The following is a 12203-nucleotide window of genomic DNA, read 5'->3' as shown; positions in this document are numbered from 1 at the left end:
CCGACACAATTGGCGGCGATTTGACCCCGATCCGTCCACATTTTCGCTTCGATTCGCTTCCATTGCGGCCGGCATCGTTTTCTCGTGACCGGAGACCGACGCGATGCGCGCCGCCGCCCTGTTCCTTGCCTTCGCCCTGACGGCCATCGTCCCGGTCGGCGTGCGCGCCGAACCGATGCACGACCTCGCCGACGGCGGGCGCTATCAGCTCATGGAAGTCAACGACAAGGTCGTGCGGCTCGACACCGAGACCGGCGCCTTCGATCTTTGCCACATGGACGCGGGCGCGTGGTCGTGCACGGTGACCCGTGACCAGCGCGCCGCGCTCGAGGCCCGCATCGCCGAGCTGGCCCGCCGGATCGAGAGCCTCGAGGCCACGGCCCTAGAAACGAACCGCGCGGTTCAGGCCAGCGCCGCCGCGAGCCCGGCCGCTCCGGCCACGGCGAGCCCGGCGACGCCGGGCCCGGTCGTCGTCGAGCAATTGCCGCCGCCCGCGCAGGCCGCCCCCCAGCCCGCACCGGCCACACCGGCCGCGCCGGCCGCGCCGGTCGCCGCGACCACCGAGTTCAGCAAGGTCGCCGATATCGTCCCGCCGGTCGAGGTCGGACGCAGCGCGGGCCGCCCGATGGTGATCGCGCCGGCGGCGCCGGCGCCCGAGAAGCCCGGCCTCGTCGAGCGCCTCGGCAACCTGCTGCCCGATCTCGGCTGGTAGCCGCGGGCTTGCCGCCCCGGCGCCGACACCGTAGCGTCGCCCCATGACCGGTGATCGTCACGACCGCGAGGATGCGCGCCGCGAGAAGGCGCTGAAGGATCTGGAGGACGCCGCCGCCGGGTCCGAGGTGTTCGGCACGTCGGCCTTCGTGCGCCAGGCCGAGAAGGCCAGGGCGCATTTCTCCGGCGCCGACGCCGAGACCGACGACTGGACCGAGGTCTGGGGCCGGCGGATCGGCCGCGGCCTGTCGCTGATCGCTTTTTTCGGCCTCCTCATCTACCTTTCCGTCACCTATCTGTAGGCCCGCATAGGGACGGCAAAGGAGGCAAGGACACCGGCATGGCGCGCGCGAATCCCTTTTCGGTCTGGCAGGACCGGCAGGCACCGACGCTGGATGACGTCCAGCGCATGGCCGCCGACGCCTTCGCCAATCTGCCAGGTGCATTGCGCCAGCTCTGCGGCGACATCGTCATCCAGGTTGCCGAGTTCCCCGAAGACGAGGTGCTCGACGACATGGGACTGGAGACCGCCTACGACCTGCTCGGCCTGTTCCAGGGCACCGGCCTGGCCCATCGCGGCCTGCCGTATACGGGCGAGATGCCCAACATGATCTGGCTCTATCGCCGGCCGCTGATCGACTACTGGGCGGAATCCGAGGAAACCCTCGGCCATCTGGTCACCCATGTGCTGATCCACGAAATCGGCCACCATTTCGGCCTGTCGGACGACGACATGGAGGCGATCGAGGCGCAGGCCCGGGACTGAGCCGGCCCGACCCCGTGACACGGCCCGGCGGCCCGCCCCCGTGGCACGGCAAGCCGGGTTGTTCCGTTTCCCGAAGAATTCTGCTACCCGTCGCCGACAGCGTCTTTTCCTCCGGCCGATCGGGAACAGTTCGAGCGTGCAGATGCCTTATTTGAGAGCCGCGATCCTGGGTGCCGCCGCAACGGCGGTGTTGCTGCTTGCCGGCTGCGGCGTCAAGCCGTCACAGCTCCAGCCACCGGCCGACACCGAGGCCTCCGAGATCCGCGATCCGAACATCAAGAAGGCGCCGCCCAAGGACGGCAAGAAACCGGACACGCCGTTCATTCTCGACGGCCTGCTGATGTAGCGGCCCTTTCGGGCAGCGTACCTGCGGACACAGACCCATGCATCACTTCGATTACCGGCAGGGCGTCCTCCATGCCGAGGACGTGCCGGTGCCAGAGATCGCGGCGGCGGTCGGAACGCCGTTCTACTGCTATTCGACGGCGACGCTGGAACGGCACTACCGCGTCTTCACCGAGGCGCTGGCGGGCGTTCCGGCCATGGTCTGCTACGCCATGAAGGCCAATTCCAACCAGGCCGTGCTCGCCACGCTGGCCCGGCTCGGCGCCGGCATGGACGTGGTCTCCGAGGGCGAATTGCGCCGCGCCCGCGCCGCCGGCATCCCCGGCGAGCGCATCGTCTTCTCCGGCGTCGGCAAGACGGCCCGCGAGCTCGGCCACGCGCTCGACGAGGACATCTACTGCTTCAACATCGAATCCGAGCCGGAACTGGAGCTGCTCTCCGAGATCGCCGCAGCCCGCGGCCAGACGGCGCGCGTCTCGATGCGCATCAACCCGGACGTCGACGCCAAGACCCACCGGAAGATCGCCACCGGCAAGGCGGAGAACAAGTTCGGCATCCCCTGGGCCCGCGCCGTCGACGTCTACGCCCGGGCCGCCGCGCTGCCCGGCATCCGGGTCACCGGCATCGACCTGCACATCGGCAGCCAGATCACCGATCTCGGCCCGTTCGAGGATGCCTTCACCCTGTTGCGGGAGCTGATCGGCACGCTGCGCGCCGAAGGCCACGTCATCGAGCATGTCGATCTCGGCGGCGGGCTCGGCATTCCCTATGTCGCCGGCAACACGCCGCCGCCGCTGCCGGCCGACTACGGCAGGATCATCCATCGGCACCTGGCCGAGCTCGACTGCCGCGTCATCGTCGAGCCGGGCCGGCTGATCGCCGGCAACGCCGGTATGCTCGTCACCAGCGTGATCTACGAGAAGCACGGCGCCGACAAGACCTTCGTGATCGTCGACGCGGCGATGAACGACCTGATCCGCCCGACGCTCTACGAAGCCCATCACGAGATCGTGCCGGTCGCCGAGCCCGCGGCCGACGCCGTGCGGCAGGCCGTCGACGTGGTCGGCCCGGTATGCGAGACCGGCGACTACCTGGCCCACGACCGGCCGCTACCGCCGCTGCAATCCGGCGCGCTGCTCGCGGTCATGTCCGCGGGCGCCTACGGCGCGGTGCAGGCCTCGACCTACAACACCCGCCTGCTGGTGCCGGAAGTGCTCGTGAACGGCGACCGGTTCGCCGTCGTCAGGCCGCGCGGCAGCTATGAGGAGCTGATTGGTCTCGACCGCCTGCCGGACTGGCTATAGCCCGGGTTCAAGACCGGCTTCACGCTGGCGGGTCACGCCGGGGGTTCACAAACGCCTGATTGGCGCCATCTTGCCGTTTGAGACTATGCTGATGCTGTGCCGCGAAAGCGGGCGGGCGCATGTCCGTGACCAGCAGTGTCCGTGACCATATGCCGATCGTGCCCTAGATTAGGGGTCCCGGATCCGGGATATCCCCATTCGGGGCGACGCGACCGGGAAGGATGAACCGTTGGCCGACTCCCGAGACCGGCGCAGCGACGCCGGCGACAAGGCGACATCAGCACGCAGGCTGATCCAGGGCGCGATCCGCCGCGCCGCGGCGGCGATCGCGTTCGAGCGGCTGTGGCCCGCCCTGCTGCCGGCGGTCACCATCGTCGCCGTCTACTGCATCGTCTCCTGGCTCGGCCTGTGGATCTCGGTGCCGCCCTCCATCCGTCTCGGCGGCCTCGCCCTGTTCGTGCTCGCCTTCCTGGCGTCGCTCTGGCCGCTGGCCCGCCTGCGCCTGCCGCGCCCGGGCGAGGCGCGCCACCGGGTCGAGACCGCCACCGGGCTCGCCCATCGCCCGCTCACAGCGCTCGAGGACCGGCTCGCCGGCACCCATCCCTCCGGCGCCGTTGCCGATGCCGCCACCGAACGCCTGTGGACCGCCCACCGGGCGCGCGCCGCCGCCGGCATCGGCCGGCTGTCGGCGGGCATGCCCGCCCCGCGCGTCGCCGCCCGCGATCCCTATGCCCTGCGCGCCATCGTCGTCCTGCTGTTCGTCGTCTCGCTCGCTTGGGCGGGTCCCGACTGGCGCGGCCGCCTGCTGTCGGCCGCCGCCCCTATCGGCCCGGACGAGGCCCAGATCGCCCGCATCGATGCCTGGGTGTCGCCGCCGCGCTATACCAGCCGCCCGCCCGTTCTGCTGACCGGCAGCGGCGCGCGGCCCGAGGAAGGGCTTGGCGCGAACGGCGCCGCACCGGCCCCGATTTCCGTGCCGCAGGGCTCGCAGCTCGTCATCCGCGCGCCCGCCGATGCCGCCGTCGCGGTCGCCGCCGCCTTCGGCACGGCCGAATCGGCGCCTGTGCCCGCCGCCGAGGCCGAAAGCGCGGCCACCGCGCCGGCCGAGTACCAGATCGCCCTGGACGAGAACGGCTCGGTCAGCGTCAGCCTCGACGGACATCAGGCGCTCGGCTGGCGCTTCGAGGTCATCGCCGACCGCCCGCCGTCGATCGCCTTCGCCCATCCGCCCGACTTCACCGCCACCCAGGCCTTGCGGCTGAACTACACCGTCAGCGACGATTACGGCGTCGTCGGCGCGGACGCCCGCTTCGAGCCGCTCGATCCCCGGCTCGCCGACGCCGATCCGCTGGTGCCGCCGCCCGATTTCCCGCTGTCGCTGCCGCAGCTGCGGGCCCGGTCCGGAGCGGCCCAGACCATCAAGGAACTGTCGAGCCATCCCTGGGCCGGCTCCAAGGTGCGGCTGCGCCTGATCGCCCGCGACGACGCCGGCCACGAAGGCCTGAGCGATCCGGTCGAGATCACCCTGCCGCAGCGCCGCTTCTACGAGCCGCTGGCCCGCGCCATCGTCGAGCAGCGCCGCAACCTGGCGCTGGACCGCAATGCCGTGCCGATGGTCGCCGGCGCCCTCGATGCGCTGGCCCTGCAGCCGGAGAAGAATGTCGGCGACTACGGCGTCTATCTGGGCATGCGCTCCGCGTTCTGGCGGCTGCGTGCCGGCGACGGTAGCGAGGAGACCCTGCGCGGCGTGATCGACCAGCTCTGGGAGGTCGCGCTGCAGATCGAGGACGGCGACCTGTCGCTGGCGGCCGAGGACCTGCGCGCCGCCCAGGAACGGCTGATGCAGGCGCTCGAGAACGGCGCCTCCGACGAGGAGATCGAACAGCTGATGGCGGAGCTGCGCGAGGCGCTCGACGAGTTCCTGCGCGAGCTCGCCCAGCGGGCGATGGAGAACCAGGATCAGGCCCAGCAGATGCCGATGGATCCGAACGCCCAGACCTTCAGCCGCAACGACCTGCAGCGGCTGCTCGACGCCATCGAGAACATGGCGCGCTCCGGCGCGCGCGATTCGGCCCGCCAGATGCTGAGCGACCTGCGCAACCTGCTCGAGAACCTGCGCAACGGCCGCATGCAGCCCGGCCAGATGCAGGCAGGCCCGATGGGCGAGATGCTCGACGAGCTCGCCGACCTGATCCGCCGCCAGCAGGAACTGATGGACCAGACCTTCCAGCTCGACCAGCAGGGCCAGCAGCCCGGCCAGGGCCAGGGCGAACGTGGCCAGGGACAACAGGGCGAAGGCCAGCAGGGCCAAGGTGGCAACCAGCTTGGCCAGCTCGGACAGGGCCAGGGCGAGCTGCGCGAGGCGCTGCGCCAGCTGATGGAGAAGCTGAAGGAGCTCGGCGGCCAGCCCGGCAACGAGCTCGGCCAGGCCGGCGAGGCGATGGGCGAGGCCGAACAGTCGCTCGGCCTCGGCGATACCGGCGACGCGCTCGACCAGCAGGGCCGGGCGCTCGACAACCTGCGGCGCGGCGCCCAGTCGATGGCCGAGGCGCTGGCGCAGGGCATGGCGCAGGGCATGGGCATGGGGCAGCCGGGTCCGAACGGCCGCCAGCGCACCGATCCCTTCGGCCGCCCGCTGCGCACCGAAGGCCCGGACTACGGCGTGACGGTCGAGGTTCCCGACGAGATCGACGCCCAGCGCGCACGCGAGATTCTGGAGGAACTGCGCCGCCGCCTGTCGGATCCGCTCCGGCCGCGGCTGGAAAAGGACTATCTGGAAAGGCTGCTCGAGCGGTTCTGACCGTCGGCCATGTCCACCGCGAACACGTCCCGGACCCGGGCGCGGATCTCGGCGAGCGTGAACGGCTTCAGCACCACGTCATGGACGATCTCGTCGAGCCCGTCGGCGCGTTCGCGCTGGTTGGCGTAACCGGTCATCAGCATCACCGGCACCTCCGGCCGCTCCCGCGCCACGTTGAGCGCCAGCGCGATGCCGTCCATCACCGGCATGACGATATCGGACAGGACCAGACCGGCGCCCCGCGCCGGCCCCCGCAACAGGTCGAGCGCCTCGGCGCCGTCCGTCGCCTCCTGGACCGCATAACCGTCGATCTCGAGGGCGCGGCGCACGAAGGTGCGCACGCCGTCGTCGTCGTCGACCAGAAGGACCGTCTCCGTCTGTCCCATGCTCATGTCAGTCGTTGCCCCCGTTGCCATTCTCGGGGGCGCCATCATCCGGGGCACGCTCTTCCACGATGCCAACGAACGGCAGCTCCCGGAACGCGTGCGCCACGTCCATGCCGTAGCCGACAACGAACAGGTCGGGGCAGGTGAAGCCGACGAAATCCGGGTTGATGTCGGCCGCCCGCTTGCCGGGCTTGTCGAGCAGAACGCAGGTCAGGACGGTATCGGCGCCGCGTGCCGCGAGCAGATCCTTGGCATAGGCGAGCGTGCGCCCCGATTCGAGGATGTCGTCGACCAGGATGACGGTGCGGCCCTTCACGTCGCTGTCGATGTCGCGCAGCACCGTGACCCGGCCCGACGATTCGGTGCCGGCGCCATAGCTCGACAGGCTCATGAACTCCACTTCCGGCGACAGGCCGGCGGTATAGAGCGCGCGCAACAGGTCGGCGGCGAAGACGAAGCTGCCCTTGAGGATGGCGATGACCAGCGGCCGCGGCCCGGCGCGGGTGCCGATCTCCTGCGCGATCTCGCCGTTGCGCGCGGCGATCTCCTCCGGCGAGTACAGCACCCGGATGCGATGGCCGCCCCGTTCGATCGTCGTCAATTGCCGAGCTCCACAATCCGTCGGTCGCGCTCCATGAAGCGCAGCTGCAAATCGTCCGCGCCCCGCGGCGGCGAGGCGAGCCGGGTTCGGAAGGTCATCGCCGCGTCCGGGTCGAGCACCCGTTGCCGCGGCTCCAGCGTCCAGGCGTACAGCTCATCGCCGCCGTCGGTCCGCAGCGAGAAGCGCAGCGCCGGCACCGGCATCGTCCGGTCGCGGATGTTGAGGATCTCGCCCTCGATGATCAAAACCGGCACTCCGTCCTCGAAATCGCGCCGCTGCGCGACCTTGCCGAACTCCAGTCCGCGCAGGTTTACCGGAAATCCGATCGCGGAGTACAGACCGGCTGTGGACGGCAGTGTCCGCACCACGTCCTCGCGGTAGTGGAAGGCGGCGACGAGGCCGGCCAGAATGCAGCCGAACACGAACGCCTCGAGGCCGCGTCCGCCGCGCTTCCGGTAGCGGATCCGGGGCCCGTTGCCGGCATGTTTCGCCGCGAATCGGGCGCGCGCCTCCGCGGCGTGCTCGATCGCGTCGAGGTGCGTTTCCCCGGTATCCCCACCGGCGTCAGCGCCGCCGTCGTCGACGATGCGCGCGCCGAGCGGCTCGGCCTGTGATTCGGCATGGGCCCGGTCGCCGGTCTGCGGCTCCTGAACCCGGTCGGCCCGGCTCGGCGGCGGCGGCGCGGCCTTGTCCGGTTCCGGCGGCATGACCACTGGCTCGGATGCATAGGCGACCGCATGCCAGACATTCCGGCACTTGACGCAGCGAACCGAGCGGCCGTCGGGCGGAAACGTCGCACCGTCGACTTCGTAGCTCGTATTGCAGTTCGGACAGGTTATTTTCATAGAAACCCGCGCGCGGCACGGCGAATGTCGCCCGCTCCGGGCGTCCGGCGTGCACGACCACCTCGCCGGATTATGATTAATGAAGCGTTAAGGGCCGGTCTGCGAAGGTTCGCCGATCCGGTCGCGCCAACGGCAGCCCAAGGGCTGCCACCGGCACTGCCCCAACGCCGATCGGGGCCATAAGATCGGCGGGGCCATGAGATTCGGGGCCACAAGATTCGGGCCGGGAGCCTGTGAATTGATCCGTTTCGAAAACGTCGGGTTGCGCTATGGCATGGGGCCGGAGGTCCTGCGCGATGTGTCGTTCGTCATCGACCGCGGCTCGTTCCAGTTCCTGACCGGGCCGTCGGGCGCCGGCAAGACGTCGCTGATGCGGCTGCTGTTCCTGGCGCTGAAGCCCACCCGCGGGCTGATGTCGCTGTTCGACCACGACGTCGCCACCCTGTCGCGCACCGATCTGCCGACGCTGCGGCGCCGGCTCGGCGTGGTGTTCCAGGATTTCCGGCTGCTCGATCATTTGTCGACCTACGAGAACGTCGCCCTGCCCCTGCGCGTAATGGGCAAGGAGGAGACATCCTACCGCACCGACGTCGTCGAGCTTCTGCACTGGGTCGGTCTCGGCCATCGGGTGCACGTCCATCCGCCGGTGCTGTCCGGCGGCGAGAAGCAACGCGCCGCGATCGCCCGCGCGGTGATCACCCAGCCGGAACTGCTTCTGGCCGACGAGCCCACAGGCAATGTCGACCCGACCCTTGCCCGCCGCCTGTTGCGCCTGTTCATGGAGCTGCACAGGCTCGGCACCACCGTGGTGATCGCGACCCACGATATCGGCCTTATGGATCAGTATGATGCACGCCGCTTCGTTCTGAACGAAGGCCGTGTGCATATCTATGACTAGCAAGGAGCGGACCGGCTGACATGGCCCTTCCGGCGGAACGCGACGACCTGAACGACGAGACCGACCGGTCCGATGTCTACGACGGCTTCGGTCCCGCCGCCGCGATCGTACCCGCCTCCGGCGTCTCCGGCCGGGCGCTGTTCTTCGTGCTCGCCATCATGTCGTTCCTGGCCTGCATCACCGTCGGCACCGTCACCGTCATCGCCTCCGCCGCCGCCGACTGGCGTTCCGACATCTCCGGCGAGATCACGGTGCAGATCCGCCCCCTCGATGGCGTCGACACGCTGGCCGCCATCGACAAGGCGCTCGCCGTCATCCTCGAGACGGACGGCATCGAGTCCGCCCGGGCGCTGTCGGAACAGGAGCTGCGCGACCTGCTCGAGCCCTGGCTCGGCGCCGGCGTCGATCTGGAGGAGCTGCCGGTGCCGCGCCTGATCGTCGTCGAGATCGACCGCGCCGCGCCGCCGGACTTCGTCGAACTGCGCCAGCGCCTGACCGGCGCCGTGCCGGCGGCGAGCCTCGACGATCACCAGCTCTGGCAGGGCCGGCTTGCGGTGATGGCCAACACGCTGGCGGTCAGCGGCGCCGCGATCCTCGTCCTGGTCCTGGTCGCCACGGTGCTGTCGGTCGTGTTCGCCACCCGCGGCGCCATGGCCACCAACCGCGACATCGTCGAGGTCCTGCATCTGGTCGGTGCCAAGGAAGCGTTCATCGCCCACGAGTTCGAGCGCCATTTCCTGCGGCTGGGCTTTCGCGGCGGACTTGCCGGCGGCATCGCCGCCACTATCGCCTTCGCCGCGATCCGCTGGATTTCGGCCCAGTTCACCGCGACACCGGCCGGCGACCAGTTCGACGCCCTGTTCGGCGGCATCTCGATCGGCTGGGCCGCCTTCGTCGGGATCGCCCTCACCGTCCTGCTGGTGGCCGCCCTGACGGCGATGAGCTCGCGGCTCACCGTCTTCCATTTCCTGAAGGTTTTCGACTAGGAGCTTGGAGAACATATGAATCACGGTCCACCGCGGCTCTTGCCGTGGCCACGCCGCATTTCTTAGTATCCTCCGGGGACGGAATGATAGACAGCGACCGCAGCGAACTGCCTTTGCAGGGTGCCGACCGGGCAGGTCCGGCGCACGGTGTTCGCGCGCCCAGGCGGCATGGCGGGCGTCGTATCGCCTCGGTGGCGATCGGCGGCCTTCTGATCGGCGCCGTCATCGCGTTCACCATCGGCTTCGTCCATTTCGTCCTCAATGTCGGGGCGATCGAGACGCCGCGCGCCGCCGAACGGGCTGACGCCATCGTCGCGCTGACCGGCGGTGCCGACCGCATAACCTACGCGATCCAGCTCCTGGGCGAGGGCCGTGCCCGGCGCCTGCTCATTTCCGGCGTTCATCCCAGCACCTCGCGCGAGACGCTCGCCAGCATCACGCCGGGCCGGGCGCAATTGTTCGATTGCTGCGTCGATCTCGGCCACGCCGCGCTGAACACCGTCGGCAACGCCAAGGAGGCGCGCAACTGGGCCCGCTACAACGGCTTCACCTCGCTCATCGTCGTCACCTCCAGCTACCATCTGCCGCGCAGCCTCAACGAGATCAGCCGCGAGATGCCGGAGGCCCGCCTGATTCCCTATCCGGTCGTCACCGATCAGATGAAGGTGGGGGACTGGTGGCACAATCCCGGCACCACGCGGCTGCTGCTGGCCGAATACGTCAAATACCTGATGTCGATGGCGCGTCTGCGGCTCGGCGGCCCCGACACCTCGCTCGAGGCCGTGCGCGCCGCCGCCTCCGGCGCCGGCGGCTGAGCGCCGGTCGGCGGCGGTTCTCGAAGGCATTCCGCGTGGCCCTGCGCTCGATCCTCTTCAACCTGGCCTTCTATGCCAATCTCGTCCTGTGGATGGTCGTCTGCCTGCCGCTGATCTTGCTGCCGCGCCGGGCGCTGCTGCCGTTCATGCACGCCTGGGCGAAAAGCTCGATCTGGCTGCTGCGCGTCGTCGCCGGCACGCGGCTGGAAGTCCGCGGCGCGCCGCAGCGGTTCGACGGGCCGCTGCTGGTCGCCGCCAAGCATCAGTCGCTGTTCGAGACCTTCGCGCTGCTGCACTGCTTCGCCGACCCCGCCTTCATCCTGAAGCACGAACTGACCCGCATTCCGCTGTTCGGCTGGTGGATCACCAGGATCGGCATGATCGCGGTCAGGCGCGACAAGGGCGCGCGGGCGCTGAAGGACATGGGCCGCGACGCGCGCGTGCAGGCGGAGTCCGGGCGCCAGGTGCTGATCTTTCCCGAAGGCACGCGCCGCGCCCCCGGCGACGATCCCGCCTACAAGGTCGGCGTCGTGCTGCTCTACCAGGAAATGGGCGTTCCCTGCCTGCCGGTGGCGCTCAATTCCGGGCTCTACTGGCCGCGCCGCAAATGGCAGCGCTATCCGGGCACGATTCTCGTGGAGTTCCTGGAGGTGCTGCCCGCCGGCCTGCCGCGCAAGGAGTTCCTGGCGCGGCTGGAAACCGCGATCGAGACCGCGTCGGACCGGCTGCTTGTCGAGGCTGCGCGGGCGCCCCACCCGCCGCCGCTGCCGGAGACGGCCAGGAAACGGCTCCAGGCCATCGGCGAGGCCGAGGCCCGGTAGCCACCGGCAAATCCATCACGAACCTCTGCATGGGAGTGCGCACATGAGCGAATTGACCGGAAAGGCCGCGATCGTAACGGGGGCAAGCCGCGGCATCGGCGCCGCCGCAGCACGGGAACTGGCCAGACGCGGGGCCGCCGTCGTGCTGGCGGCGCGTTCGAGCCGGGAGATCGCGGGCGTCGCGGAGGACATCGTCGAAAACGGCGGCAGGGCGATCGCCTGGACATGCGACGTCTCGCGCTATTACAGCGTCGTCGATACCGTCGAGACCTGCCGCAACGAGTTCGGCCGCCTCGATATCCTCGTCAACAATGCCGGCGTCATCGAGCCGATCGCCCGGATCGCCGACTCCGACCCGGCGAACTGGGCGGACGCCGTCGACGTCAACCTGATGGGCGTCTACCACGGCCTGCGCGCCGCCATTCCGGTGATGCAGGCGCAGGGAGGCGGCACCATCGTCAACATCAGCTCGGGCGCGGCCACCAGCCCGCTCGAGGGCTGGAGCCATTACTGCGCGACGAAGGCGGCTGTGCTGTCGCTGACCGGATGCGCCGACAAGGAATACCGCGACCACGGCATCCAGGTCGTGGGCCTCAGCCCCGGCACGGTGGCGACCGACATGCAGGTCGCCATAAAGGCCTCGGGCATCAACCCCGTCAGCCAGCTCGACCCCTCGGTGCACATTCCCGCCGAATGGGTTGGCCAGGCGATCGCCTGGCTGTGCGAGGGCGGCGCGGCCGACTTCCTCGGCACCGACGTCTCGCTTCGCTCCGAGGACATCCGCAAGGCGGTCGGCCTGCCGGTGGCATAGGGCCGGTCCCGGATCGCGCGAGGGGCCGGGACACCAAATCGGCCCCTTTCGGCCGGCCCACGGGGCCTTTTGCGGTGGCGCGGCCGGTACAAACCGGGAACATTCATTGACCTT

14 protein-coding genes are annotated in these 12203 nt (G+C 69.7%); 11 read left to right on the top strand and 3 right to left on the bottom strand.

The genetic code is table 11. The annotated features are described in order from the left end of the window. Positions 1 to 103: 103 nt before the first annotated feature. The 6 genes from MUB46_RS10440 (at position 104) to MUB46_RS10415 (ending at position 5926) form a co-directional block, all read left to right on the top strand. Positions 104 to 712, top strand: a complete 609-nt coding sequence (locus tag MUB46_RS10440) for a hypothetical protein (protein WP_261615838.1) — start codon at positions 104 to 106, stop codon at positions 710 to 712. A 43-nt stretch (positions 713 to 755) separates the two neighbouring features. After that, a complete protein-coding gene (locus tag MUB46_RS10435) occupies positions 756 to 1013 on the top strand; it encodes a hypothetical protein (RefSeq protein WP_261615837.1) in 258 nt (85 codons plus the stop codon). Between the two features lie 38 nt (positions 1014 to 1051). Then, positions 1052 to 1477: a metallopeptidase family protein gene (locus tag MUB46_RS10430; protein ID WP_261615836.1), complete on the top strand. Its 426-nt coding sequence runs from the start codon at positions 1052 to 1054 to the stop codon at positions 1475 to 1477. Between the two features lie 142 nt (positions 1478 to 1619). Beyond that, the gene (locus MUB46_RS10425; protein ID WP_261615835.1) at positions 1620 to 1823 is read left to right on the top strand and encodes a hypothetical protein; all 204 of its coding nucleotides are present in this window, start codon (positions 1620 to 1622) and stop codon (positions 1821 to 1823) included. 37 nt (positions 1824 to 1860) lie between these two features. Next, entirely contained in the window at positions 1861 to 3126 is a 1266-nt protein-coding gene (lysA, locus tag MUB46_RS10420) for a diaminopimelate decarboxylase (protein ID WP_261615834.1), read from the top strand. Positions 3127 to 3355: 229 nt separating this feature from the next. Further along, the gene (locus tag MUB46_RS10415) at positions 3356 to 5926 is read left to right on the top strand and encodes a TIGR02302 family protein (RefSeq protein ID WP_261615833.1); all 2571 of its coding nucleotides are present in this window, start codon (positions 3356 to 3358) and stop codon (positions 5924 to 5926) included. Here the strand turns inward: MUB46_RS10415 and MUB46_RS10410 are convergent. The 3 genes from MUB46_RS10410 to MUB46_RS10400 are packed head-to-tail and all read right to left on the bottom strand — an operon-like array spanning position 5896 to position 7758. Further along, complete coding sequence (locus tag MUB46_RS10410; protein ID WP_261615832.1) at positions 5896 to 6318, bottom strand: response regulator; 423 nt, start codon at positions 6316 to 6318, stop codon at positions 5896 to 5898. The two genes, MUB46_RS10415 and MUB46_RS10410, sit on opposite strands and share 31 nt — an antisense overlap. A gap of 1 nt (position 6319) precedes the next feature. After that, positions 6320 to 6904 carry a hypoxanthine phosphoribosyltransferase gene (hpt, locus tag MUB46_RS10405; RefSeq protein ID WP_425256251.1) on the bottom strand — a complete coding sequence of 195 codons (585 nt, stop codon included), beginning with the start codon at positions 6902 to 6904 and terminating at the stop codon, positions 6320 to 6322. 5 nt (positions 6905 to 6909) lie between these two features. Beyond that, positions 6910 to 7758 carry a zinc-ribbon domain-containing protein gene (locus MUB46_RS10400; protein WP_261615830.1) on the bottom strand — a complete coding sequence of 283 codons (849 nt, stop codon included), beginning with the start codon at positions 7756 to 7758 and terminating at the stop codon, positions 6910 to 6912. Between the two features lie 238 nt (positions 7759 to 7996). Between MUB46_RS10400 and ftsE the strand changes: the two genes are divergently transcribed. The 5 genes from ftsE to MUB46_RS10375 all read left to right on the top strand — a co-directional run bounded on the left by ftsE (position 7997) and on the right by MUB46_RS10375 (position 12089). Further along, positions 7997 to 8656, top strand: a complete 660-nt coding sequence (gene ftsE / locus MUB46_RS10395) for a cell division ATP-binding protein FtsE (RefSeq protein WP_261615829.1) — start codon at positions 7997 to 7999, stop codon at positions 8654 to 8656. Positions 8657 to 8676: 20 nt separating this feature from the next. Continuing rightward, positions 8677 to 9642 carry a cell division protein FtsX gene (locus MUB46_RS10390; RefSeq protein WP_261615828.1) on the top strand — a complete coding sequence of 322 codons (966 nt, stop codon included), beginning with the start codon at positions 8677 to 8679 and terminating at the stop codon, positions 9640 to 9642. 83 nt (positions 9643 to 9725) lie between these two features. Further along, a complete protein-coding gene (locus MUB46_RS10385; protein ID WP_261615827.1) occupies positions 9726 to 10457 on the top strand; it encodes a YdcF family protein in 732 nt (243 codons plus the stop codon). A gap of 35 nt (positions 10458 to 10492) precedes the next feature. Beyond that, complete coding sequence (locus MUB46_RS10380; protein ID WP_261615826.1) at positions 10493 to 11278, top strand: lysophospholipid acyltransferase family protein; 786 nt, start codon at positions 10493 to 10495, stop codon at positions 11276 to 11278. Positions 11279 to 11321: 43 nt separating this feature from the next. Then, on the top strand, positions 11322 to 12089 hold the full coding sequence (locus tag MUB46_RS10375) for an SDR family oxidoreductase (RefSeq protein ID WP_261615825.1): 768 nt from the start codon (positions 11322 to 11324) through the stop codon (positions 12087 to 12089). Positions 12090 to 12203: the final 114 nt, after the last annotated feature.

This window comes from Microbaculum marinisediminis (assembly GCF_025397915.1).
GTDB lineage: Bacteria > Pseudomonadota > Alphaproteobacteria > Rhizobiales > Tepidamorphaceae > Microbaculum > Microbaculum marinisediminis.
Note: the sequence above shows the minus strand (reverse complement) of the source record. Positions and strands in the feature narration are given on the sequence as shown.